Origin of the sequence: Streptomyces sp. NPDC051909 (assembly GCF_040681095.1) — a bacterium.
Classification (GTDB): domain Bacteria; phylum Actinomycetota; class Actinomycetes; order Streptomycetales; family Streptomycetaceae; genus Streptomyces.
The window spans coordinates 1-23,993 of sequence record NZ_JBFAYA010000008.1 but is presented as its reverse complement, the minus strand read 5'-3'; the positions used below and the strand labels follow the sequence as shown (position 1 = coordinate 23,993).

Annotated in this window: 23 protein-coding genes and 1 pseudogene; 11 read left to right on the top strand and 13 right to left on the bottom strand. The window is 70.8% G+C overall.

Features of this window, described 5'->3' with window-relative positions; genetic code table 11:
• Nucleotides 1-13: 13 nt before the first annotated feature.
• The 11 genes and pseudogenes from AB0M18_RS14710 to AB0M18_RS14660 form a co-directional block, all read right to left on the bottom strand.
• Nucleotides 14-1,141, bottom strand: coding sequence for an MsnO8 family LLM class oxidoreductase (locus AB0M18_RS14710; RefSeq protein WP_365757688.1), 1,128 nt, complete (start codon nt 1,139-1,141; stop codon nt 14-16).
• A gap of 95 nt (nt 1,142-1,236) precedes the next feature.
• On the bottom strand, nt 1,237-2,640 hold the full coding sequence (locus tag AB0M18_RS14705; protein ID WP_365757686.1) for an NtaA/DmoA family FMN-dependent monooxygenase: 1,404 nt from the start codon (nt 2,638-2,640) through the stop codon (nt 1,237-1,239).
• Between the two features lie 20 nt (nt 2,641-2,660).
• Nucleotides 2,661-3,866, bottom strand: a complete 1,206-nt coding sequence (locus tag AB0M18_RS14700) for an LLM class flavin-dependent oxidoreductase (RefSeq protein ID WP_365757684.1) — start codon at nt 3,864-3,866, stop codon at nt 2,661-2,663.
• Between the two features lie 309 nt (nt 3,867-4,175).
• Complete coding sequence (locus tag AB0M18_RS14695) at nt 4,176-5,150, bottom strand: glutathione S-transferase C-terminal domain-containing protein (protein WP_365757682.1); 975 nt, start codon at nt 5,148-5,150, stop codon at nt 4,176-4,178.
• 372 nt (nt 5,151-5,522) lie between these two features.
• Nucleotides 5,523-5,657, bottom strand: a pseudogene (locus tag AB0M18_RS14690) (FMN reductase (NADPH)); the annotation flags it as partial.
• Nucleotides 5,658-5,755: 98 nt separating this feature from the next.
• A complete protein-coding gene (locus AB0M18_RS14685) occupies nt 5,756-6,742 on the bottom strand; it encodes an ABC transporter substrate-binding protein (RefSeq protein WP_365757680.1) in 987 nt (328 codons plus the stop codon).
• A 51-nt stretch (nt 6,743-6,793) separates the two neighbouring features.
• The gene (locus AB0M18_RS14680) at nt 6,794-7,612 is read right to left on the bottom strand and encodes an amino acid ABC transporter ATP-binding protein (RefSeq protein WP_365757678.1); all 819 of its coding nucleotides are present in this window, start codon (nt 7,610-7,612) and stop codon (nt 6,794-6,796) included.
• Nucleotides 7,609-8,610: an amino acid ABC transporter permease gene (locus AB0M18_RS14675; RefSeq protein ID WP_365757676.1), complete on the bottom strand. Its 1,002-nt coding sequence runs from the start codon at nt 8,608-8,610 to the stop codon at nt 7,609-7,611. The genes AB0M18_RS14680 and AB0M18_RS14675 overlap by 4 nt, the downstream gene beginning before the upstream one ends.
• A 21-nt stretch (nt 8,611-8,631) precedes the next feature.
• Nucleotides 8,632-9,555: an ABC transporter substrate-binding protein gene (locus AB0M18_RS14670; RefSeq protein ID WP_365758283.1), complete on the bottom strand. Its 924-nt coding sequence runs from the start codon at nt 9,553-9,555 to the stop codon at nt 8,632-8,634.
• Nucleotides 9,556-9,596: 41 nt separating this feature from the next.
• On the bottom strand, nt 9,597-10,115 hold the full coding sequence (locus AB0M18_RS14665) for a GNAT family N-acetyltransferase (RefSeq protein WP_365757674.1): 519 nt from the start codon (nt 10,113-10,115) through the stop codon (nt 9,597-9,599).
• Nucleotides 10,112-11,242, bottom strand: a complete 1,131-nt coding sequence (locus AB0M18_RS14660) for an LLM class flavin-dependent oxidoreductase (RefSeq protein ID WP_365757672.1) — start codon at nt 11,240-11,242, stop codon at nt 10,112-10,114. The genes AB0M18_RS14665 and AB0M18_RS14660 overlap by 4 nt, the downstream gene beginning before the upstream one ends.
• Before the next feature lie 727 nt (nt 11,243-11,969).
• On the opposite strand from AB0M18_RS14660, the gene AB0M18_RS14655 reads away from it, so the two are divergent.
• The 6 genes from AB0M18_RS14655 (at nt 11,970) to AB0M18_RS14630 (ending at nt 18,563) form a co-directional block, all read left to right on the top strand.
• Nucleotides 11,970-12,983, top strand: coding sequence for an amino acid ABC transporter permease (locus AB0M18_RS14655; protein WP_365757670.1), 1,014 nt, complete (start codon nt 11,970-11,972; stop codon nt 12,981-12,983).
• 395 nt (nt 12,984-13,378) lie between these two features.
• The gene (locus AB0M18_RS14650) at nt 13,379-14,401 is read left to right on the top strand and encodes an ABC transporter substrate-binding protein (protein ID WP_365757668.1); all 1,023 of its coding nucleotides are present in this window, start codon (nt 13,379-13,381) and stop codon (nt 14,399-14,401) included.
• 4 nt (nt 14,402-14,405) lie between these two features.
• The gene (locus AB0M18_RS14645) at nt 14,406-15,272 is read left to right on the top strand and encodes an ABC transporter ATP-binding protein (protein ID WP_365757666.1); all 867 of its coding nucleotides are present in this window, start codon (nt 14,406-14,408) and stop codon (nt 15,270-15,272) included.
• Between the two features lie 92 nt (nt 15,273-15,364).
• Entirely contained in the window at nt 15,365-16,153 is a 789-nt protein-coding gene (locus tag AB0M18_RS14640; protein WP_365758281.1) for an ABC transporter permease, read from the top strand.
• Between the two features lie 50 nt (nt 16,154-16,203).
• Nucleotides 16,204-17,526 (top strand): LLM class flavin-dependent oxidoreductase, encoded by a 1,323-nt coding sequence (locus tag AB0M18_RS14635; protein WP_365757664.1) that lies wholly within the window; start codon nt 16,204-16,206, stop codon nt 17,524-17,526.
• 71 nt (nt 17,527-17,597) lie between these two features.
• The gene (locus tag AB0M18_RS14630; RefSeq protein ID WP_365757662.1) at nt 17,598-18,563 is read left to right on the top strand and encodes a TauD/TfdA family dioxygenase; all 966 of its coding nucleotides are present in this window, start codon (nt 17,598-17,600) and stop codon (nt 18,561-18,563) included.
• A gap of 116 nt (nt 18,564-18,679) precedes the next feature.
• Here AB0M18_RS14630 and AB0M18_RS14625 read toward each other — a convergent pair whose 3' ends face one another.
• Complete coding sequence (locus AB0M18_RS14625) at nt 18,680-19,243, bottom strand: winged helix-turn-helix domain-containing protein (protein WP_365757660.1); 564 nt, start codon at nt 19,241-19,243, stop codon at nt 18,680-18,682.
• 263 nt (nt 19,244-19,506) lie between these two features.
• The gene (locus AB0M18_RS14620) at nt 19,507-19,590 is read right to left on the bottom strand and encodes a putative leader peptide (RefSeq protein WP_365758279.1); all 84 of its coding nucleotides are present in this window, start codon (nt 19,588-19,590) and stop codon (nt 19,507-19,509) included.
• A 115-nt stretch (nt 19,591-19,705) separates the two neighbouring features.
• On the opposite strand from AB0M18_RS14620, the gene AB0M18_RS14615 reads away from it, so the two are divergent.
• The 5 genes from AB0M18_RS14615 to AB0M18_RS14595 form a co-directional block, all read left to right on the top strand.
• Nucleotides 19,706-20,164, top strand: coding sequence for an Rrf2 family transcriptional regulator (locus tag AB0M18_RS14615; protein WP_365757658.1), 459 nt, complete (start codon nt 19,706-19,708; stop codon nt 20,162-20,164).
• 281 nt (nt 20,165-20,445) lie between these two features.
• Nucleotides 20,446-21,648, top strand: coding sequence for an acyl-CoA dehydrogenase (locus AB0M18_RS14610; protein WP_365757656.1), 1,203 nt, complete (start codon nt 20,446-20,448; stop codon nt 21,646-21,648).
• Between the two features lie 104 nt (nt 21,649-21,752).
• Entirely contained in the window at nt 21,753-21,905 is a 153-nt protein-coding gene (locus AB0M18_RS14605; RefSeq protein ID WP_365757654.1) for a putative leader peptide, read from the top strand.
• 215 nt (nt 21,906-22,120) lie between these two features.
• Nucleotides 22,121-23,227, top strand: a complete 1,107-nt coding sequence (locus tag AB0M18_RS14600) for an aliphatic sulfonate ABC transporter substrate-binding protein (protein ID WP_365757652.1) — start codon at nt 22,121-22,123, stop codon at nt 23,225-23,227.
• 44 nt (nt 23,228-23,271) lie between these two features.
• Nucleotides 23,272-23,993 (top strand): ABC transporter ATP-binding protein (locus AB0M18_RS14595; protein WP_365757650.1); only part of this gene is annotated, 722 nt, incomplete at its 3' end.

Below are 23,993 nucleotides of genomic sequence, written 5' to 3'. Positions count from 1 at the left end.
GCCCCCGATCGACTCATCGGCGTTGCCACTCCTCTGCCAGAAGTCGGTAGGAGCGGACCCGGTCGGCGTGGTCGTGGGTGATGGTGGTGATGATCAGTTCATCGGCGCCGGTGGCCTGTTGCAGTTGTTCGAGTTGGTCCGCGACCCGACCGGGTGAGCCGACGAACTGGGTGTCGACACGATCGGCGACGAGGGCGCGGTCCTCTTCGGTCCAGGTGCGGGCGTGGGCCTCGTCCGGGGTCGGGAAGGGGATGGCGCCCTCGGCGGTGCGGATGCTGCGCACCCACGGGCCGTAGCCGGTGGCGAGTTCGCGGGCGGTCTCGTCGTCCTCGGCGACCACGACGTCGGCGGAGACGCTGACGTAGGGCTTGTCGAGGTGGTCGGAGGGCTGGAACGCGGCGCGGTAGCCGTCGGCCGCCTCCAGTACGGTGGCGGGGCTGACGTGGTAGTTCGCGGCGAAGCGCAGCCCGTTCCGGCCGGCGACGTCGGCGCTCTGACCGCCGCTGCTGCCGAGGATCCATACCTCCACCTCCGCGCCCTCGCCGGGGACCGCGTGCGCCTCGGTCCCGTCCGCCGAGCGGTAGTCGCCGCGCAGGAGGGCGAGGATGTCGTCGACCTGCTCGCCGTAGTCCTGGGGGCGGGCGCCGGGCTGGTGCAGGAGCTGCTGCTGGAGCCGGAAGCGGGGGGAGGCGATCAGGTGCTCGAAGGAGAACCGGGGCGGGATCTTCAGGCCGTTGGGCGCGTGGCCGTCGACGACGGGGGTCGTGGTCGGGCGCGATTTCGCCGTCTGTCCGGAGGGGCGGCCGCCCGAGCGGCCGAGGCCCAGGTCGAGTCGCCCGGGGTGCAGGGCGTCGATCAGTCCGAACTCCTCGACGGTGGACAGGGCCGTGCGGTGACCGAGCAGTACAGCACCGGAGCCGATCCTCATGGTGGACGTCGCGGAGGCGGTCAGGGCCAGTACGACGGCGGGAGAGGCGCCGGCCACACCCGGGTTGAGGTGGTGCTCGGCGAACCAGTAGCGGGTGTAGCCGAAACGCTCGGTCTGCCGGGCCAGGTCGATCGTGTTGCGCAGTGCCTCGGCGGCGGTGGCGCCGGACGGGACCGGGACGAGGTCGAGGACTCCGAGGGGGATGCCGGACATGGTCGGGTGGTGCTCCTCAGCGGTCGGTGGGTGCGGGCGCCGCGGTGACCGGGGCCCAGAGGAACGGCGGGTCGGGGATGTCGCGTCGTAGAACTTCACGACGCCACCCGCCGGGACTCGGCCGCCGCCTGCGCGCGGGCGTCGGGGTGCGCCAGGCCGAGGTGGTCCCGGAGCGTGGTGCCCGTGTAGTCGTGGCGGAACACACCACGTTCCTGGAGCAGCGGGACGACGGTGTCGGCGAACTCGTCGAGGCCGCCGGGGGTGAGGTGCGGGACCAGGATGAAGCCGTCGGCGGCGTCCGTCTGGACGAAGTCGTCGATGGTCTCGGCGACGGTGGCCGGTGAGCCGATGAACGACTGTCGGCCGGTGGTCTCGATGACCAGCTCGCGGATCGACAGGTTGTCGGCCGCGGCGCGCTCGCGCCATCTCCTGGCGACGGCGAGTGGGTCGCGGAACGACCGGACGCTCGCCCGGCCGCGGGCGACGGTGTGCTCGCCGGGGTCCGGGTCGATGTCCGGGAGCGGGCCGTCCGGGTCGTAGGCGGACAGGTCCCGGTTCCATACCTGTTCGAGGTACGCGATCGCCGTCTGGCCGCTGACCTGCCGGCGTCGTACCTCTCGGGCCAGTTCCTGTGCCTCGGCGTCGGTGTCGCCGAGTACGAAGGTCGCCGCGGGCAGGATGAGCAGCTGGTCGGGGGTGCGACCGTGGCGGGCCAGGCGTCCCTTGACGTCGGTGTAGAAGGCCCGGCCGGCCTCCAGGGTGCTGTGCCGGCTGAAGATGGCGTCGGCGTCCGCGGCGGCGAACTCGCGGCCCTCTTCGGAGTCGCCGGCCTGGAAGATCACCGGACGGCCCTGTGGGCTGCGCGGGACGTTGAACCGGCCGGCGATGTCGAAGTGCTGTCCCTGGTGGACGAAGGCTCCGGCTTGCGCGTCCGTCACGAAGACGCCGGACTCCCGGTCGGTGACGAGCTCGTCGCCGTGCCAGGAGTCGAACAACTCGGTGGCGGTGGACAGGAACTCCCTGGCCCTGGAGTAGCGCTGGTCCTCCGGGAGGAAGCCGCCGCGCCGGAAGTTCTCGCCGGTGAAGGCGTCCCAGGAGGTGACGACGTTCCAGGCGGCGCGTCCGTCGGAGAGATGGTCCAGGCTGGCGAACTGGCGGGCCACCTCGTAGGGCTCGTTGAAGGTGGAGTTGATGGTGCCGGTCAGGCCGAGGCGTTCGGTGACGGCGGCGAGCGCGGACAGGACGGTGAAGGTGTCGGGCCGTCCCACCACGTCCAGGTCGTATATCCGGCCGCCCTGTTCGCGCAGTCGCAGTCCCTCGGCGAGGAAGAGGAAGTCGAACTTCGCGCGTTCGGCGGTCCGCGCGAAGTGCGCGAACGAGCTGAACTCGATGTGGCTGCCTGCCCGCGGGTCGCTCCACACGGTGGTGTTGTTGACGCCGGGGAAGTGGGCCGCGAGATGGATCTGCTTCAGGGGCTTGCCCGTGGTCGGGTCGGTCATGGTGGTACGGCTCCTGCGGCTCAGACGGCGGCGGCGTAGCGGTTCGCGGGGCGGGTGAGCCCGAGCAGCCCCCGGAGGGTGTCCGCCTCGTAGGCGTGCCGGAAGGCGCCCCGGCGTTGGAGTTCGGGCACCAGGCCCCGGGTGATCTGTTCCAGGTCGTGGCCGATCACTCCGGGGCGCAGTCGGAAGCCGGTCAGACCGGCTCGGCTCAACTCCAGGAGATGGTCCGCCAGTTGCCCGGGCGTGCCCGTGAACACCTTGGCGTCGCTGATGTAGGCGTAGCCCGCCACGTCGTCCAGGCGAGCCTTGTGGTACTTCGCTGCCGCGGGCTCGTCGTCCAGGAACACGACCAGGTCGCCGAAGACGTGCAGCCGCTCCTCCGCCCGCCCTGCGGCGGCCTGGGCGGCACGGATCTCGGCGACGATGGCCCTGGCGTGGTCGGTGTCGTGCGGGGTGACGTACCCGATGTCGGCGGAACGGCCCACCAGTCGGTACGGCACGCTGTCGTGCGCGAGCGCGCTGACAAGGGGCTGGCCCTGCGGGGGCCGAGGGGTGATCGAGGGGCCCTTGACGCTGAAGTGCCTGCCCTCGAAGTCGATGTGGTGCAGCTTGTCGCGGTCGATGAAGCGTCCGGTGGCGACGTCACGGATCTCCGCGTCGTCCTCCCAGCTGTCCCACAGACGGCGCACCACCTCGATGTGTTCGGCGGCCTCCTCGAAGAGTTCGACGGCCAGGTCCCGGCCGGCCGGGGTGTCCCGGTCCTCGATGCGGAGGGGCGGGAAGGTACGGCGGCCGAAGTGCGCGGCCTCGTTCCGCCGTGCCGTCACCTGGACGCGCAGGCCCGCGCGGCCGGTGCTGACGTAGTCCAGGGTGGCGATCGCCTTGGAGATGTGGAACGGCTCGGTGTGCGTGGCCACCACCGTCGGTACGAGCCCTATGTGCCGGGTCAGCGGTGCGATCCGGGCGGCGACGAGCACGGCGTCCAGTCGGCCCCGGACCTGGTCCGTACGCCCGTCCGGCTCCGTGGGGTGCGAGGACTGCGGCCCGAGCCCGTCCTCGAACGTCACGAAGTCGAGCAGGCCGTGTTCGGCCTCGGCCACGAGGTCGGCCCAGTAGCGGGCGGTGAACAGGTCGTGGGGCCGGGCGTCCGGCTCACGCCACGCGGCGGGGTGCCAGCCGGTGCCGTCCAGCGCCACGGCGAGATGAAGAGGGGGATGTGCGGGCACGAGAAGGGGGCCTTCCTGGTCGACCGTATGGGTCATCGGCCCTCGTACGGAGGGTCCGATGGCGGGGAACAGGTCAGGAACGACAGAGGGCGCCGGCCACCCGTCGCAGATCGATGTGGGCGCGGGAGTACAGGCGGACGCAGCCGCGCGCGACGAGAACCGGGGCAGCCGGGACGAGTACACGGGAATCGGGGAAGACGGGGTAAGACACCGTCACCTCCGCTCTTCCGGTTGGTCGTCCTGCTCGGGCCGGGGCCTGCCGCACGCTCCGGCACGCTGCGGCACGGCAAGTCCCCATGTCCTCGCAGCCTAGGCGGAGCTGGACGGACGAAGGTGGAGGGCGTGTTTCGGCTCCATGAAACCGTCCGGATCCTCCTTCTCCGTGCCGGGCGGGCAGTGCCGTACGGCGCCCCCGCCCGCGATGTGAGCCGCCCAGTCCAGAATCTGCACGGCCGCCCCCGCGGCCTCCAGTCCCCTGCAGTGGGCATGGTGCCTGCGGGCGATGCCGTCGAGATCGAGGTGCCGGCCGAAGGCGGGGTGGGCGGCCAGTCTCCGTGCGTAGGACCACAGATGCGGATGGTCGGCCACGGCGTGCACCGCGGCGGCGTCCAGATGCAGGCGGTGCACGGTGTCGAGCTGGACCAGGGACACCCACAACCACACGTCGCCGGCGGTCGGTTCGTCGCCGAGCAGGAACTCCTGGTCGGCGAGCCGCCATTCCAGTGAGACCAGGGTCCGCAGCAGGGAACCGAGGGCGGTCCGACGCGCGGTGGCGTCGGCACCGGCCTGGCCGGCGTGCTGTGCGGCTCGGTCGATCCGGTACGCGCAGAGGTGCTCGACGGCCTCGATCTCGGCCTCCGCACCGTGCGGGTACAGCACGGGCCCGTCGGGGGCGTCACCGGAGAGGCGCCGGGCCAGGTCGCTCAGGATGTCCGGGGTGTGCGTGCTGACGATCCGCCCCGTCCAGGTGTCGCTCAACACCGGTGCGGCAGCGGGTCCCTTGTACCTGTGCGAACCGGCCTCGTACAGCGGGCGCAGAGCGGAGTATCCGCCCCCGGGTGCGTCGGGCACGGCAGGAAGCAGCACCACGGGGACGGCCTCATCCAGGCCGAGCAGACTGTGGGTGATGGCGATCCGCAGACAGTGGGGGCAGGACGGCGTGAGATGGAGGCGGTAACGGCGCGGCACGGCGTAGTAGCCGCTGCTCTCGTCACAGCCGATCCTGCCCCGGAACGACGGCACGGAGGGGAGGGTCAGCGCGGTGGGCGTGTGTGCGGCGGGCATGTGTCTCCCTGGGTGTCCAGGTCCGGCTTCAGGTGCGCAGAGGTGCGGCTGCGGCGGCGCACGGGGGATGACGGGCACACGGCGGTATCGGCGCGCGCCCGTGACGCGGCGGGTTGCGGTGCCGGTGGGACCCGGCGGTTCAGCGCCGAGAACTCGCCGCGCTGCAGACACGTAGGAGATCGATGTGGCGGCGGGAGGTCAGCAGGAGCGGCGGGCGACCCGCGCGCGCCACGCGGTTGGCGGGCGACTCCGGACACTCCATTTTTCCCACCCATCCACTAGGGATTCTGTGAGCGAGTGTCCGGCGCCCTTCGACCGTCGTCAAGACCTCAGCCGGCGCTGCGAGGCTGAAGACCGTCAGGCTGCTCGTCCGGCGGGGACGGTACGGACGTCCAGGGGGATCACCTCGTGGCCCTGGGCCGTGAGCCGCCGGTCCAGATGACGCAGCGGCCGGGCGGTACGGGAGGTGGCGGAGGGGCTTCCGGAGACGGACAGGACGGTGGCCATGGCGGACCCTTCGAGAGCGTGAGACGTGGCGTGGGACGGGTGCGGGGCCGCGTACCGCGGCGTATCGCGGCGTGCCGCGGCCCCGCTTCCCGCGACGGCTACTTGTTGGTCTTGGGCAGGCCGGGCGGGTTGATCTGGGACGTGGACACGGCCTCGTCGGACAGGCCCCAGCGCTTGAGCACCTGCGCGTATGTGCCGTTCTTGATGACCTCATTGAGCGCGTCGGCAAGCGGCTCGGCCAGGCCGCTGTCCTTCTTGGTGGTGGCCGCGATGAGGCCCTGGAGGGTGGCGCCCGCGCCGGAGTACGTGCCGACCACCTCCGTCCTCCCGGTGGTGGCCGCGTGGTAGGCGGCGGTCGGGTTGGGGCCGAGGTAGAGGTCGATGCGGCCGGACTGGAGGGCGAGGTAGGTGTCGCTGTCGTTCTGGTAGTACTTGATGTCCACCGGCTTGCGGCCGGCCTTCTCGTTCTCCCTGCTCCACTCGACGAGCAGCTTCTCCTGGTTGGTGCCGCTGCTCACGGCGACGGTCCGGCCCGCGACGTCCTCGGGCCCGGTGATCTTCAGACCGCTGCCCTTCTTCGCCTCGAAGCCCAGGTTGTCCTCGCGGTAGGTGGCGAAGTCGTACTTCTCCTTGCGCTCCTCGGTGACGGTGATGTTGCTGAAGCCGACGTCGTACTTGGCGCTGTCCAGGCCGACGAAGATGTTCTCCCAGGAGACCGTGTTGATGTGCGGCTTCAGGCCGAGCACGTCGGCGACCAGGTAGGCGAGGTCGGGCTCGACGCCGATGACGGTCTTGTTGTCGGTGGCGTGGAAGGTCAGGGGCGCCGCCGAGCCGGAGGAGTCGACGATCTCCAGGGTGCCTCGCCTGCGGATCTCCTCCGGGACCTCGGCGGCTATGGAGTCGACTTTTCCGGTGGTGACGCGGTTCTGGTCGGGGCTCAGGTTGATCTTCACCGTGCCGCCCGACGTGGCCGCGACCTCGGTCGTACCGCCGTCGGAAGGGTTGCCGCACGCGGCGAGGACGAGGGCGGCGGTCAGCCCCAGCGCTGCGGCGGTGGCGCGGCGGGCGATCGAGGTGGTGGACATGGTCGTGCTCCTTGCTTACGGGGATCGGGGGGGAGAGAGCAGAGGGGGTGGTCAGAGGACCTTGGAGAGGAAGGCGCGGGTGCGCTCGTACCTCGGGTCGTCGAGTACGGCCGCGGGCGGGCCCTGTTCCACGACGACGCCGCCGTCCATGAACACCACGGTGTCGGCGACCTCGCGGGCGAAGCCGATCTCGTGCGTCACGACGATCATGGTCGTGCCGGCGCGGGCCAGGTCCTTGATGACGTCGAGGACTTCGCCGACGAGTTCCGGGTCGAGCGCCGAGGTGGGCTCGTCGAACAGCAGCACCTTGGGTTCGAGGGCGAGCGCGCGGGCGATGGCCACGCGCTGTTGCTGGCCTCCGGACAGCTGACGCGGATACGCGTCGGCCTTGTCGGCGAGACCGACCCGGTCGAGGAGCCGGCGGGCGTTCTCCTCCGCCTCCCTGCGCGGCCGGCGCAGTGCGGAGACCGGCGCCTCCACGAGGTTGTCAAGGACGGTCAGATGCGGGAACAGGTTGAAGTTCTGAAACACGAACCCGATGTGGGTTCGCTGCTTCAGGACGTCCTTCTCCTTCAGCTCGTGGAGCTTTCCCGCCCGTCGCCCACCACCACCCTCAACCGAGGCCCTTCGGGCCGCTCTCTTGTCTTCGGAGCGGCGGTAGCCGATGAGCTCGCCGTCGATGCTGACCCAGCCGCGGTTGACCTTCTCCAGGTGGTTGATCGTGCGCAGCAGGGTGGACTTCCCGGAGCCGGACGGGCCGAGGATCACGGTCACCTCACCGGCGCGGACCTTCAGGTCGACGCCGCGCAGCACCTCCAGCGGGCCGAAGCTCTTGTGGACGTCGTGGACGTCGACCATGACGTCGTTCATGTCTTCTCCGTCAGGTGGTGGGTGGCGGCCGGGCGCTGCGCTGCCAGGAGGCGGCGGGCGCGCTGGAACGGGGTGGGCGGCGGGGTCCGGTCGGCGCCCCGGGCGAAGTGGCGCTCCACGTAGTACTGCGCGACCGACAGCAGAGAGGTGAGAAGCACGTACCAGGCGGTGGCGACAAGGAGCAGGGGGATCACCCGTCCGTTGCGGCCGTAGATCACCTGTACCTGGTAGAAGAGCTCGCCGATGGCCATCACGTAGACCACCGAGGTGCCCTTGAGCAGGCCGATGATCTCGTTCCCTGCCGTGGGCAGGATGGCGCGCATCGCCTGCGGCAGCACGATCCGGCGGATCTGCCGCAGCCGGGGGATGCCGAGTGCGGCAGCGGCCTCCAGCTGCCCGTGGTCGACGGCGATGACGCCGCCGCGCACGATCTCGGCGGCATAAGCTGCCTGATGGAGCGTCAGGCCGATCACGGCGGCGCCGATGGTGCCGATGAGGCTGTTGCTGTCGACGGACCAGAACACCGGACCGAAGGGGATGCCGACGCCCAACTCCTGGTACAGCGCACTCAGGTTGAACCAGAACACCAGTTGGACGATCATCGGGATCGACCGGAAGATCCAGATGTAGGACCAGGCGACGGTCTGCAGGACCGGGCTGCGCGACAGCCTCATGAAGGCCAGGACGGTGCCGAGGAGGAAGCCGAGGACGGTGGCGTACGCGGTGAGCTGCAGGGTCACCCACACCGCCTGGACGATCGTCTCGGACAGGAAGTAGGCGCGGAAGACGCCCCACTCCCAGACCGGGTTGGTGGCCAGCCCGTGCACGAACTGGGCGACCAGCACGATCACGACGACGGCCGCCGCCCAGCGGGCGTAGTGGCGGGCGGGGACGACCTTGAGCGAGGCCGGGTCGTCCGGGGCGGGCCGTGTCTCGGGGCCGGCGCCCGGCGAGGCCGCGCCGGGTGGCGCGGAGGCTGAGCCTGTGGTGAGAGCCATCGTGGTATTCCTGTGTGGTCGTTACGTGTGCTCGGGCGGGTTGACCCGAGACGTGTCGATCGCGGAGGCGGTGGTGCCCCACTTCTTGAGGATCCGGGCGTACGTGCCGTCCTTGATCAGCTCGTTGACGGCGGCCTGGAACGCCTTGGCGAGCGGGGAGCCCTTCTTGAAGGCGAAGCCGACGTCGAGGCGGTGGTACTCGCCGAGGAAGGCGGTCTGGGCGGCAGGCTGTGCCGCCTGGTAGCGCAGGCCGTTGATGGTCGACATGACGACGTCGATCCGGCCCTGCTGGAGCGCGGTGAGAGTCGCCCCGTTCTCCGAGTAGACCTTGACGTCGTACGGCTTCTTGCCGGCCTCGGCGCACACCCCCTGCTTCGCGGTCAGGGTCGCCTCGAAGGTGGTGCCGGCGCCGGTGCCGATGGTCAGCCCGCACAGCTGGGTGAGGGCGGTGACCTTCGTCGTGAGTGTGGGGTTGCCCTTCTTCACCGCGAAGCCCTGGCCGTCGTTGATGTAGGTGACGAAGTCGACGGTCTTCAGGCGTTCGGTGGTGACGCCGAAGTTCCCGGTGCCGACGTCGTACTTGCCGCTGCCGAGGGCGGGCAGGATGGTTTCGAAGGAGGCGTCCTGCCGCTCCAGCTTCACGCCCAGAACCTTGGCCACCGCGTCGGCGATGTCGATGTCCTGGCCGGCGGGCGGCTTGTCCTGGCCGTTCGGGTAGTACGCGCCGGGCGGGAATCCGATCGAGCTGCCGATCCGCAGCGTGCCGCCCTGGCGTACGTCGGCGGGCAGCAGGGCGGCGACGGTATCGACCTTCCTGACGGGGGCGACCGGGTCGTCGGTCGGCGCCGGGGATGCCTGAGCACCCGCCGGCGTGGTGCCGGAGGTGCCGTCGGATCCGCAGGCGGTGAGTACCAGTACGGGCAGCAGCGCGGTGGCGATGCGCAGGCGGCGCGGACGACGCAGACGTGTTCCGCTGTCATGGGCGCTCACAGATGTGCCGCCTCTCCTTGGTGTGTCGCGGTTGTCGGCAGGTGCTTCTCGAAGGGCAGCGGGCCGATGGTCTCCGGGTCGGCCTCCGTGTCGAACAGCGGGGCGTAGCCGGTGGCCAGGTACAGACCGCGGGCCTCGGGCTGGCGCGGGCCGGTGGTCAGGTAGATCCGCCGGTAGCCGCGGGCGCGCGCCTGGTGCTCCAGTTCGGCGACGACACGGCGGGCGAGGCCCCGCCGCCGGTGGGCGGAGTGCGTCCAGATCCGTTTCAACTCGGCCGTGCTCGCGTCGTACCGGCGGAACGCGCCGCCCGCGACCGGCTCGCCGTGTTCGAGGAGCAGGAGCAGGATGCCGCCGTGCGGGACGGTGAACTCCTCGTCGGGGTAGCGGGAGATCTCGGCGTGTGCGTCCTTGCCGTAGCGCCGGGAGTACTCGTCGCCGAGTTCCCGCAGCAGGGGCCGTACTCGGGGATCGGAGACAGGGACGTGAATCACCGTCAGTTCTGCGGCGGACGTCATCCGTTCACCGCCGCGAGGGTGCCGCGTGCCGCCCGTTCGGCGTCGCGCCTGGCGACCTCTTCGCGGACGATCGGGATCACGTAGCGGCCGAAGTCGATGGCGTCGTCCAGGAGGTCGTAGCCGCGGGCGGAGAGGATGTCGACGCCGAGGTCGTAGTAGTCGAGCAGCGCCTGGGCGACCGTTTCCGGGGTGCCGACCAGGGCGTTCGAGTTGCCCGCCCCGCCGGTGGCCGCTGCGGTCGGGGTCCACAGGGCGCGGTCGTAGCGCTCCCCCGCCTCGGCGATGGCGAGCAGCCGCTGCGAGCCCGTGTTCTCCGGGTTCCCCTGGGTGCCTCTGCGGTGGTGTCGTACGAGACCCGCCTCGCGCCGCTTCCGGATCGCGCCGACGGTGCGTTGGGCCTTCTCCCAGGCCAGCTCCTCGGTCGGGGCGATGATCGGCCGGAACGCCACCTGGATACGGGGCGCCTCGGTGCGGCCCGCCGCCTTCGCGGCGGCCTCCACGGCCTCGATCTGCTCGGCGGTCCTGGCCAGGGGCTCGCCCCACAGGCAGTAGATGTCCGCCTCGGCGCCGCCGGCGGCGTACGCGGCGGGCGACGACCCGCCGAACGACACTCCGGGGCGGGGCTGTTGGACCGGGAAGACGTCGCTGACGAAGTCGTGGAAGCGGTAGTGGTCTCCCTCGTGGTCGAAGGGCTCGTGCGTGGTCCAGATCTTCTTGACGATGCCGATGTATTCGCGGGTCCGCGCGTAGCGCTCGTCCTTGGTGAGGGTGTCGCCCTCGCGGGCCTGCTCGTGGTCGTTGCCGCCGGTGATGAAGTGCACGGTCAGCCGGCCGTCGCTGATCTGGTCGAGGGTGGCGAAGGTCTTCGCGGCGAAGGTGGGATACGAGACGTTGGGCCGGTGGGCGAGCAGGATCTGGAGCCTCTCCAGTCGGCTCGCGACGTAGGCGGCGGCCGGGGCGGGGTCGGGCGCCCCGGAGCCGTAGGCGAACAGCACCCGGTCCCAGCCGTGGTCCTCGTGCGCCCGGGCGAGCCGGAGCGTGTACTCCTTGTCGAAGGCGGCGCCGGAGCGCGGGGTGGATTCGGATCCGTCGTTGGTGGCGGCGATGCCAAGGAACTCCACGGGCATGGGAGATGGCCTTTCCTCAAGTCCTCGGGTCCGTGCCGTGATGTGGTGGCGCGGGCCGGGCACGGCGGAGCAGGGCAGCCCTTCGGCGCGGCCGGCGCGACGGCGCTTCAGGGGGCGGGGAATCGGGGGGAGCAGGTGTGACGACGCCGGGGCAGGGGCGGGTTCAGGGCCTCGGGCGAGGGAGGGCGGCGGCAGCGCGCGTCAGGTCCCGCAGGGCCGCCCGCACGCGGACTCGGCGTGTGCCGAGCGCGCGGTGTGCAGGACGGTGCCGCGAAAGGACGAACTCGGCCCGCGACGGGGCCACCGAGGGAGGGAAGGGCCGGTCAGACGGCCCGCTGCCGCGTCAGGCGCAACACGCCGCGGACCACACCCGACCGAAGTCGATGTGATCGCGCGTGACCAGCCGCTGCTCGGCATTCATGCGCCCAATTGAGCATCACATCGCGCCTCTCGTCAACCACGGCCCGGATACCGGACCGGTGTCGGGCGACTCCCGGGCGTGGTGCGGTTGACACCTGCGCGCGGTGCGCCCGTACGATCGAGGCCGGACCGGCTCCGCCGCGCGCGGCAGCCGTACCGGCCGCGTTGAGGGACGCGGCGAGCGTGACGACGCCGGAAACCGGCCACCACCCGGTGCCCCGCACCGCGTCTGCCCGGAGTCCACGCACGTGCACCCGCCGGGTGGACACCTCCGCCCGCGCGCCTCCCTCACCTGGAGAGCCTTCTGATGGCTTCACCGTCCGACATCTACGATCCCGCCCGCGTCCCCGCGTCCGTCCCGCCCGCACCACGCCTGAGCGCCTCCGACGGCCGAGGCCCCGAGGCCGATCCCCCGCGGATCGTGCCGCGCCGACACGCCGGCCGCTGGCTGACGGCCGCCGCCGCTCTGCTGGTCTTCGCGATGGCGGTCCGCTCCGTCGTCCGCAACAGCGCCTTCCAGTGGGAGGTGGTCGGCCGGTACTTCACCACCGCCGCCGTACTCGACGGCCTGCTGCTCACCCTCTGGCTGACCGGTGTGGTGATGGTGCTCGGCTTCCTGCTCGGCATCCCGTTGGCCGTGCTGCGCCTGTCCGCCAACCCTGTGCTCCGCGCGCTGAGTTGGGGCTATGTGTGGATCTTCCGGTCCACCCCGCTGCTGGTGCAGCTGCTGTTCTGGTTCAACATCGGCGCCCTCTATCCGACGCTCGGACTCGGCATCCCCTTCGGGCCCGAGTTCGTCACCGTCAAGACGGTCAACCTGCTCGGCCCCACCCTCACGGCCGTCATCGGCCTGACCCTGCACGAAGCCGCCTACGCCGCCGAGGTGGTGCGCGGCGGCATCCTCTCGGTGGACTCCGGCCAGACGGAGGCCGCCCAGGCTCTCGGCATCGGCAGGCCGCGCACCCTGCGCCGGATCGTCATCCCGCAGGCGATGCGCTCCATCGTCCCGACCGCCGGGAACATGCTGATCGGCACCCTGAAGGGCACCAGCATCGTCAGTGTCCTCGCGGTGCACGACCTGCTGTACTCGGTGCAGCTGGTCTACAACCAGACGTACCAGGTCATCCCGCTGCTGATGGTGGCCACCCTCTGGTACATCGCCGTCACCACCGTGCTCAGCGCGGGGCAGTTCTACGTCGAGCGCCACTACGCGCGCGGCTCCGCACGTGCTCTGCCGCCCACCCCCCTGCAGCGACTCAGGAACCAGCTGGCAGGTTTTCGGGCCCGGCTGGAAAGGGCGACCGCGCGACGCGGACAATGAACGGCACGCTTCGGGCGTATGTCGAGAAATTCAGAATATGAGACGGCTCCGATTCTCGCATTGACGTGGCCGATTCACGCTGCCAGCCTCATGGACGTGAACCAGTCAGCGCACTTCAGCACGCGGCTGCACGTCGATCTCCGGCGGCACGCCAGCGCTCTCTGTGCGGTCTGCTGCGCCTGTTAGACGCCCGCCGGCGGCCACGTCACAGGCCGCTGCCGCCCCGGACGTCCCCTGCCTTTCGCCGCCCTTTCCGCTGTCTCTGACATCCTCCGGAACTCGGCCGGCTTTCAACTCCGCCGCGATTCCGTCGCATTCCTCTGCCTCCTCCAGGCCATGGACGGGTTCGTGCGCGCTCTCCACCGCCCCTCGTCCCCTCTGAACAGGACGTTCCGATGAGCACGTTGTCCCCGACGAACCGACGCCAATTCCTCGCCCTGCTCGGCCTCTCGGCCGTCGCGGTCGGCTGCGGCACGGCCGCGGGCAGCGGCGGCTCCGCCAAGGGCGGCACCAAGACGCTCCGTTACCAGGGCTGGACCGGCCAGGTCACTCCCGCCGAACTCGCCCAGGACCTCGGGTACTTGGAAGACGTGAAGCTGGAGTGGGTCGGCAACACCATCAGCGGCCCGCAGGACATCCAGTCGGCGGCCACCGGCCAGACCGACTTCGGCGGCGCGTTCAACGGAGCGGTGGTCAAGCTGGCCGCGAGCGGCGCCCCGATCAAGGCCGTCATCAGCTACTACGGCTCCGACAAGGAGTCCTACAGCGGCTATTACGTCCTCACCGACAGCCCCATCCGCTCCGCCCGCGACCTCATCGGCAAGAAGGTCGGCATGAACACCCTCGGCGCGCACTCCGAGGCCATGCTCGACATCTACCTCCAGCGGGGCGGCCTGTCCACCGCGGACACCGACAAGGTCGAGCCTCTCGTCGTCCCTCCTGTGAACACCGAGCAGTCCCTGCGGCAGAAGCAGATCGACGTCGCCGTGCTCGGCGGGGTACTGCGGGACAAGGCCCTCGCCAACGGAGGGCTGCGGCCGCTGTTCACCGACCACGAGCTCCTGGGCTCCTTCAGTGCCGGCACGTACGTCATGACCGAACGCTTCATCAAGCACAACCCGGACACGGTGCGGACCTTCGTCACCGCGGTGGGCCGGGCACTCGACTGGTCGCGCACCACCCCGCGTGACGAGGTCGTGGCCCGGATGACGGAGATCGTCGGGAAGCGGAAGCGGAACGAGGACGCCGGCGCCCTGCGCTACTGGAGGTCGTACGGCGTGGCCGAGCCCGGCGGGCGTATCACGGGCAAGGAGCTCCAGCTCTGGATCGACTGGCTGGCCCAGCGCGGGGACGTCGACCGCGGCCGGGTCCACCTCGACGCCCTCTACACCAACGACTTCAACCACAACGGGAGGTGACCTCGTGACCGCCACGGATTCGGATACGCATATCCATACGCATACGCATACGCATACGGCGAAGATCGTCTTCGACGGGGTGTGCAAGGAGTTCCCCGTCAAGGGCAAGGACGGCGCACGCTCGGCCGTCACCGCGCTCGACGGTGTCGACCTGACCGTCGGCGCCGGTGAGTTCCTCGTCGTGGTGGGGCCCAGCGGCTGCGGCAAGTCGTCCCTCCTCGACCTGCTCGGTGGCCTGTCCCGGCCCACGTCGGGCCGCATCCTCCTCGACGGCTCCCCCGTGACCGGGCCGGGCGTCGACCGGGGCATCGTGTTCCAGCAGTACGCGCTGCTGCCCTGGCGCACGGCTCAGGGCAACGTCGAGTTCGGGCTTGAGGCCATCGGCATCCCCCGGCGCGAACGGGCGGCACGGGCCAGGGAGTTCCTGGGCCTGGTGGGACTCTGCGGCTTCGAGGGACGGCATCCGCACGAGCTGTCGGGCGGGATGCGGCAGCGGGTCGCCATCGCGCGCAGCCTGGCGTACGACCCGGACGTGCTGCTGATGGACGAGCCGTTCGCGGCGCTGGACGCCCAGACGCGGGAGTCGCTCCAGGACGAACTGCTGCGCATCTGGCAGGCCACCGGCAAGACGGTCGTCTTCATCACGCACGGCATCGACGAGGCCGTGCACCTGGGGCAGCGGGTGGCCGTGATGACCTCCCGGCCCGGCCGGATCAAGGAGGTGGTGCCGATCGATCTGCCCGCCCCTGCGGACGGCGACGACCCGCGCTCCAGCCCCGAGTTCGCGCGGCACCGGCACCACATCTGGTCCCTGCTCCGCGACGAGGTGTCCAGGGCCCAGCAGGAGGAAAGGGAAGGAGCCGCCGCGTGAGTACAGTGACCACCGAGGCCGGTACCGGCCTCGCCGCCCGTCCCGAGGCATTCCCGCAGACCGCCGACCCGGCCCCGGCACGCCCCAGGCGGTTGCGGTGGGCAGGGCGCCGCCTGGCGTACGGGCTCGTCAGGGCCGGCACCAGGTCGGCGGCCGTCGTGGCCCTGCTCCTGCTGTGGGAGACCGCGCCGCGGCTCGGCCTCGTCGACCGTACGTTCCTTCCCCCGTTCAGCGAGGTCGCCCAGGCGTGGTGGCAGCTCGCCGCCGACGGACAGCTCGCCGACAACGCGCGGGCCAGCCTCACCCGCTCGCTGAGCGGTTTCGGGATCGCGGTGGCGCTCGCCGTGCCCCTCGGCCTGCTGATCGGCTGGTACCGGCCGGTGGCGGACCTCCTCGGGCCGCTGCTCGAAGTCTTCCGCAACACCGCCGCCCTCGCCCTGCTGCCGGTGTTCGTGCTGCTGCTCGGCATCGGCGAGACGTCCAAGATCTCGATCGTCGTGTACGCGTGCACCTGGCCGGTCCTGCTCAGCACCATCAGCGCCGTACGGACCGTGGACGCGACCCTGCTGCGGCTGGCCAGGTCGCTGGACCTGCCCGCCCTACGCCTGTTCCAGAAGGTGATCCTCCCGGCGTCGGTGCCGGCGGTGTTCACGGGCATCCGGCTCGCGGGAGCCGTGTCCATCCTGGTCCTGGTGGCCGCCGAGATGATCGGCGCCAAGGCGGGCCTCGGCTATCTGATCAACGCCTCGCAGTACAACTTCGCCATCCCGCAGATGTACGCCGGGATCATCACGATCTCCGCGATCGGCGTGGCCTTCAACCAGCTCCTCGTCGCTCTGGAGCGGCGGCTCAGCTCCTGGCGGGTCCCCGCGAACGGCTGAACCACGCCTCGCCGCCGCCCCGTACTCGCCCACCCACCGAGGAGACTGCTATGCCCGGATCACCGCCCCGTCGCCGCCATCTGCACCTGAACGCCTTCCTGATGAACGCCGGCCACCACGACGCCGCCTGGCGGCACCCCCGCACCACGCCGGAACGCGTCACCGATCCGACGTACTTCCAGGAGCTGGCCCGCACCGCCGAGCGCGGGCTGCTCGACTCGGTGTTCCTCGCCGACGGGCTCGCCCTGTGGGGCAACGCCCGGTACAACGCACTGGGCGGCTTCGAGCCGCTGACCCTCCTGTCGGCGCTGGCCACCGCCACGCGCCACATCGGACTCATCGCCACCGTCTCCACCACCTACAACGAACCGTTCACCGCGGCCCGCGCGTTCGCCTCCCTCGACCACCTCAGCGGCGGCCGGGCCGGCTGGAACATCGTGACGTCCGGAACCGTCGACGAGGCCCGCAACTTCGGCCGCGCCGAACACCTGGAGCACGGCCTGCGCTACGAGCGGGCCCGGGAGTTCGTCGACGTCGCCGTCAAGCTGTGGGACAGCTGGGCCGACGACGCCATCGTCCTCGACCGGGCGAGCGGCATCTACGCCGACACCGAAAAGGTCCGGCCCATCGACCACCGGGGGACGCACTTCCGGGTGCGCGGCCCCCTGAACGTGCCCCGCTCCCCGCAGGGGCGCCCGCTGCTGGTGCAGGCGGGCTCGTCGGACGACGGCAAGGAGTTCGCGGCGCGGTACGCGGAGGCGGTGTTCACCGCGCAGCAGACCCTGTCCGACGCCCAGGCGTTCTACAAGGACCTCAAGAGCAGGGTGGTCCGCCAGAGGCGCGCGGAGGACGAGGTGAAGATCCTGCCCGGCATCTGCCCCGTCATCGGATCGACGGAGGCGGAGGCCCGTGCCCTGGAGCAGGAGCTCACCGACCTCCAGGTGCCCGAGTACGGCCTGGCGCAGCTCTCCGGGATGCTCGGCACCGACCTGACCGGCCTGCCGCTGGACGGCCCGCTGCCCGAGCTGCCGGCCGAGCACGACATCAACGGCAACAGGAGCCGCTTCACGCTCGTCGCCGAACTCGCCCGGCGGGAGGGGCTCACCCTGCGCGAGCTGATCGCGCGGCTCGGCGGCGGACGCGGCCACCGGGTGGTCGCCGGCACCGCCGAGCAGATCGCCGACCAAATCCAGGAGTGGTTCGCCCAGGGCGCGGCCGACGGGTTCAACATCATGCCGCCGTACCTGCCAGGCGGCCTTGACCACTTCGTCGACCAGGTGGTCCCGATCCTCCAGGCCCGCGGCCTGTTCCGCACGGAGTACAGCGGCCGCACCCTGCGCGAACACTACGGCCTGCCGCGGCCGACGGCCTGAGCGGCGACCCGCTCGATCTCATCACCGACGTTCCCGGCCCTGATCATCACCTTCTGAAAGGACGACCTGGCATGACCATCGCATCCACCGCATCCACCGCATCAGGCGCGCCCACAGCATCGACCGGACCGACCAGTCCGACGGGACCGATCGGCTTCGGGCTCCGCCGGATCGGCGGCCGTATCGGCGCCGAGATCCACGGCCTGGACCTGGCGGGCGATATCACCCCGGAGACCGTCGCGTCGCTCAACGGCGCGCTGCTGGAGCACAAGGCCCTCGTCTTCCGCGACCAGAACCTCGACGACGACGGGCAGCTCCGCTTCGCCTCCCTCTTCGGCGAGCTGACGAGCGCCCACCCCACCGTGCCGGCCGTCGACGGACGACCGCAGATCCTGCCGGTGGACGGCGACGAGGGCATCCGCGCCAACCACTGGCACACGGACGTCACCTTCGTGCGTACGCCGCCCAAGGCGTCCACGCTGCGGGCTCTCGTCGTCCCGCCGTACGGCGGCAACACCCTGATCGCCAACGCGGCCGCCGCGTACCAGGATCTGCCGGAGCCGCTGCGCGAGCTCGCCGACCGGCTCTGGGCCGTGCACACCAACGCGTACGACTACGCCGAACCGAAGAACGAGAAGGCCGCCGAGCACCGCAGGCAGTTCGTCTCACGCCGCTACCGCACCGCCCACCCGGTGGTGCGCGTCCATCCCGAGAGCAGTGAACGGGGGCTGTTCATCGGCGGGTTCGCGCAGAGCCTGGTCGGGTTCGGGCCGGCGGAGTCGCGGGCCCTCCTTGGGCTCCTCCAGTCGTACGTCACCCGGCCCGAGAACCTGGTGCGGATCTCCTGGAACGCCGGGGACCTGGTGCTGTTCGACAACCGCATCACCCAGCACTACGCCCCCGACGACTACGGCGACCAGCCGCGGCTGCTGCACCGCGTCACGGTCGCCGGAGACGCCCCCGTCGGGGTCGACGGCACGACCAGCTACGTCGTCGAGGGCGACGATGCCGCCCACTACACGCCCGTGGCGGCCTGACCGGCCTGACGGAAGCGGCGGCCCGCCGTGCGGGGCGGGCCGCCGCGCTCGATGTGGTGGGGGCCTGAGGTTGCCCGTCGGCCGGGGCGGTGGGGGCGCCCCGGCCGGGTCCGGTGCTATGCGAGGTCGGGCACGTACTTGTAGCCGACCCGGCGCACCGTGACGATGCGGTCCCGGTAGGCGGCGCCGAGCTTTCGGCGCACCCGGGCGACGTGAACGTCGACGGTGCGGCCGTCGCCGATGTGCCCGTAGCCCCAGATCCCCGAGATCAGGGCTTCCCTCGTGTGGACCGTGTGGGGGTGGGAGACCAGATGGGCGAGCAGCCCGAACTCCAGGTAGGTGAGGTCCAGTTCCTGTCCGTCGACCTCTATCCGCCGCGCGACCTGGTCGACCCGGATGCCGTGGTCGGCGTACACGGGGTCGGGGTCGGCCGCGGGTTCCGGCGCGGGTGCGGGCGGGGCGGTCCGGCGCGGAGCGAGGCGCTGGATCTCGGGATGCAGACCATGCGCGGTCAGCAGCGCGACGGGGTCGATGTCCGGCGGCAGGAACATCAGGTATCCGACACGGCCGTCTCCGGCTTCGGTGGCGGTGGCGGTGGCGCCCGGCAGATGGTCCCCGACGAGCCGGAGGCGGGGGGCGGGAGAGCGGCGGATGAGGGATGCGGGGAGTGGGGTGGTCACGATGAGCCCCTTCGACTGGTGTCAGGGTTGGTGGTTCGGGCCGACTCCGCGGCAACAGCTGGGGCAGGAAGAGCGCTGGTGAGAGCCCTGGTGCTGGATCCGACCGGCCGGCGTCATCGTCGTCGCACGACAGGCGGCTCCGCACGGCCCCGCAGTGCCTGATCGGGTCGCGAAGAGAGAGGGAGAGAAGACGCGGAGAAGACCAGCGGCCGCGATGCCGCCGCGCGCGTCGAAGGAGAAAGGCCCCTGGGAGGGGAGAAACCCTAGACGAGTCGGCAGGCGGCGCTGGCGACGCGAAGGAAGTCGACGTGCCTGCGGCGTACGAGCGACGGCTGCGACGGGGACATGCCGACATCCTGAGGCGCACAGGAGCCCACGTCAATACTTCCCTATTGATTGCATAGGAAAAAGCTCCAGGCCCCCTCCGCGATCATCGACGCGACGTGCAGGGATAATGCCCTCATGCGGATCTCAGCCAGGGCGGACTACGCGGTGCGGGCCGCCCTCCTCCTCGCCGGCGCCCCCGAGGGCGGCCCCCTGAAGGCGGAGGCCATCGCCGAGGCGCAGGAGATCCCGCACAAGTTCCTCGAAGGCATCCTCAACGACATGCGACGCGGCGGGCTGGTGGTCAGCCAGCGCGGCGCGAGTGGCGGCTACCGGCTGGCCAGGGCCGCCGAGGACATCTCCGTCGCCGATGTGGTGCGGGCGGTCGAAGGCCCACTGGTCTCCGTACGCGGCGTGCGCCCGCCGGAGCTTTCGTACAACGGCCCCGCACAGGCGCTGCTGCCACTGTGGGTCGCCCTGCGCGCGAACGTCCGCCAGATCCTGGAGGGCGTTTCGCTGGCGGACATCGCCTCGGGTGAGCTGCCCGACTTCGTGCATTCCCTGGCTCAGGACCCGGCCGCCTGGACCAATCCCTGACGGGACACCCGGAACTCCCCCTCGCCACACGTCTCTGCACCTGAGACGCGGCCGTCCACCGTTCGGTCACCCCCTTGCCCGACAGGCACCTCCCGCCCAATATCCCTATTAACTCGATAGGAAAACTGGGAATCTGATCGCGGCCGTGGCGCAACAAGCGCCCGACGCCCTCAACACACCTCGGGAGTAGCGCACATGACCACCACCACCCGCCATCGTGCCACGGCCGCCCACCCGGCCCCCGGGCCGATTTCCCGCACCTCGGCCTGCCGGTGAGCGCCATGCCGGCGACACCGGCCGCTCTCTTCCTCCCGTCCGGCCGCGAGCGACGGCACGCGCTCCTGCGTATCGCCCGCGACGTGGCGGACGACCTCGCCACGGACGCCATCGTCCGAGATCAGGCCGGCAAGCCACCCGTCGACGAGACGGCGCGGCTGCGCGAGGCCGGCCTGCTGGCGGCCCTCACCCCGCCCCTGCCGGGCGGCGGGGCGGACTGGCGCACCGGGTGCGCCGTCATTCGGGAGGTCGCCTCGGCGGACAGTTCCCTCGGCGAAATGCTCGCCCGCCACTACACGCACGCCTGGAGCGGCCGCTTCTACGCCTCACGCCTCAGCGCACCCGTCCTCGAAGAGGAGGCGGCATGCGAGCAGTGGCTCTGGGCCGGGACCGTCCGCGCCCCCGGCTCCACCCATGACACCGGCGGGCCGGACCTCACCCTGACGCCGCTGGACACGGGCTACGTGCTGCACGGGCGCCGCCCGGTGGACACCGCGGTGACCGTCGCCGACCAGTTCCTGGTGGACGCGGTGTGCGCCGTGACGGGAGACGTGCTCGTCGTACGCATCCCAGCCGATGCCGAGGGAGTGATCGCCGAACCGTCCTCAGACCGTCTCGGCCAGCGCGTCGCCGGCGCGGGTGCGGTCGTCATGGACGGGGTCGTCGTCACTCCCCAACAGGTACTGGGACACCGGCCGCAGGACGAGGAGTCGACCGCGCCTTTCACCGCACTCGCCGAGCCCGCGCTCCGTCTCGCCCTGTGCCATGTCGGCCTGGGCACCGCCGAGGGCGCTCTCGCCGAAGCACGCGACCTCGGCATGAACAGCCGCACCCCAGGACCGCCCGGCGACGACTCCGACCTACTCCTCACGTACGGCGAACTCGCCTCCGCCTCCCAGACGGCCGCCGCCGTGGTCGAGAGGGCGACGGACGCGATGACGCTCGCCCTGAGCGCCGGAGCGGAGCTCGACCCGGAGGAACCGGCGGCCGTCGACGCCCTAGTCGCCATGGCCGAGACCGTCACGACGAGGGCGGCCCTGCACATCACCACCCGAGTCCTGGAGCTCACGGACGCCCCCGGCCTGGACCGCTTCTGGCGCAACGCCCGCACCCTGACAGCCCACCACCCGGCCGCCCACCGCCTGCGCGCCATCGGCGACCACTACCTGAACGGCCGCCGCCAGGCCATGGCGAAAGCCGACGCCTGACCCGACCTGACCTGACCTGGCCCGACCTGCGACGTCTCGGATCACGAAACGCGATCGTCCACAATGCGAAATCCCTCTTGGGGCCGAAACCCGCCTCTGCCACTATGCCTATCAGCCAGGTGGGAAAACTAGGGATTCCGGAGGTGGTGGTAGCTGTGCACACGCTGAAGCAGGCAGACCGCTCGCTCCCCCGCCTCACCTCCCGCCGGCACATCGACCTCGGACGCACGTCCAGCGCCATCTGTCTGCCTCTCTGAGGCCGTTCTCTCTGAGGCCGTTCAGCGGATCCGCCTCCCCGCCCCGCGGAACACCGCCGGCGCCACCGCCGTCCGCTCCCGGCCCGAACGCGCGCCGACCGTGTGAGGCGCGGCCCGTCGACGCACGACGGTCCGGCGTCCGCCCCGAGGGCATCGCGTCGCGTATCCCCGCATCTCCGCACTCCCTGAAACCCTTTCCGTGAAAGGACACCTTCGTGTCTGCCGCCAGATCACTCACCGCCCTGCGCACCATCGCCGCCACAGCAGCGCTTCCGCTCCTGCTCACCGCCTGCGGCTACGGCTCCCAGGCGACCGAGAACAACGAGCAGCCCAAGGTCGCGGCCGACGCCAAGAAGCTCTCCGCCGGCGAGGTACGGATCGGCTACTTCCCCAACCTCACCCACGCCACCGCGCTCGTGGGCGTCCAGGAGGGCCTGCTCCAGAAGGAACTCGGCGGCACCACGATCAAGCCCTCGACCTTCAACGCCGGTCCGTCCGAGATCGAGGCGCTGAACGCGGGCTCGATCGACATCGGCTTCATCGGCCCCTCGCCCGCGATCAACGGCTACACCAAGTCCAAGGGCAAGAACCTGCGCATCGTCGGCGGCTCCGCCTCGGGTGGTGTGAAGCTCGTGGTCAATCCGGACAAGATCAAGACCCTGGACGACGTCAAGGGCAAGCGGATCGCCACCCCGCAGCTCGGCAACACGCAGGACGTCGCGTTCCTGCACTGGGTCTCCGAGAAGGGCTGGAAGGTCGACTCGCAGTCCGGCAAGGGTGACGTCTCGGTGCTGCGTACGGACAACAAGATCACCCCCGACGCCTACAAGTCCGGTTCCATCGACGGGGCGTGGGTGCCCGAGCCGACCGCGTCGAAGCTGGTCAGCGAGGGCGCGAAGGTGCTGCTCGACGAGTCCGACCTGTGGCCGGAGAAGAAGTTCGTGATCACGAACATCATCGTGCGGCAGGCGTTCCTCAAGGAGCACCCGGACGTCGTCGAGGCCGTGCTGCGCGGCACGGTGAAGACCAACGCGTGGATCACCGCCAACCCGGACAAGGCCAAGGAGTCGGTGAACGCGGCGCTGAAGAAGGAGACCGGCAAGCCGCTCTCGGCCAAGGTGATCGACGCGGCCTGGCCGTCCATCACCATCACCGACGACCCGCTCGCCGCCACGCTCCAGGCGCAGGCGGACCACGCGGTGGACGCCGGCCTGCTGAAGAAGCCCGAGCTGGCGGGCATCTACGACCTCGCGCTGCTCAACAAGGTGCTCAAGGCCGCGGGCAAGCCGGAGGTCGCCGACGCCGGTCTCGGCGCGAAGTAGGCCCGAGCCCGCCCAGCAGCCCGAACTCCCAGGAGGTGACGACCATGGCCACGACCACCACGCTCGCCAAGACCAAGACCAAGGCCGAGTACGAGGACGAGAACCGTACGGCGGTGACGCACGCCGCCCGGATCGAGCACGTCTCGAAGTCCTTCGGCGGCCCCGCCGGCGGGCAACTCGTCCTCGACGACATCTCGCTCAATGTCCGACCCGGCGAGTTCGTCACCCTCCTGGGGGCCTCGGGCTGCGGCAAGTCCACCCTGCTCAACCTGGTCGCGGGCCTCGACCGGCCGACCGCCGGGTCCATCGACACCCCCGGCGGCCGGCCCGCCCTGATGTTCCAGGAGCACGCCCTCTTCCCGTGGCTGTCCGCGGGCAAGAACATCGAACTCGCCCTGAAGCTGCGCGGAGTGCCGAAGGCCGAGCGCCGCACCGAGGCCGAACGGCTCCTGGAGCTCGTCCGGCTCGGCGGCTCGTACGGCAAGCGCGTCCACGAACTGTCCGGCGGCATGCGCCAGCGCGTCGCCATGGCCCGGGCACTCGCCCAGGCCAGCGACCTGCTGCTGATGGACGAGCCGTTCGCCGCACTCGACGCCATCACCCGGGACGTGCTCCACGACGAGCTGTCTCGCATTTGGCGGGAAACGAAGCTGTCGGTCCTGTTCGTCACGCACAACGTGCGCGAGGCCGTGCGGCTGGCCGGGCGCGTGGTGCTGCTCTCGTCCCGGCCCGGCCGGATCGCCCGGGAGTGGACCATCGACATCCC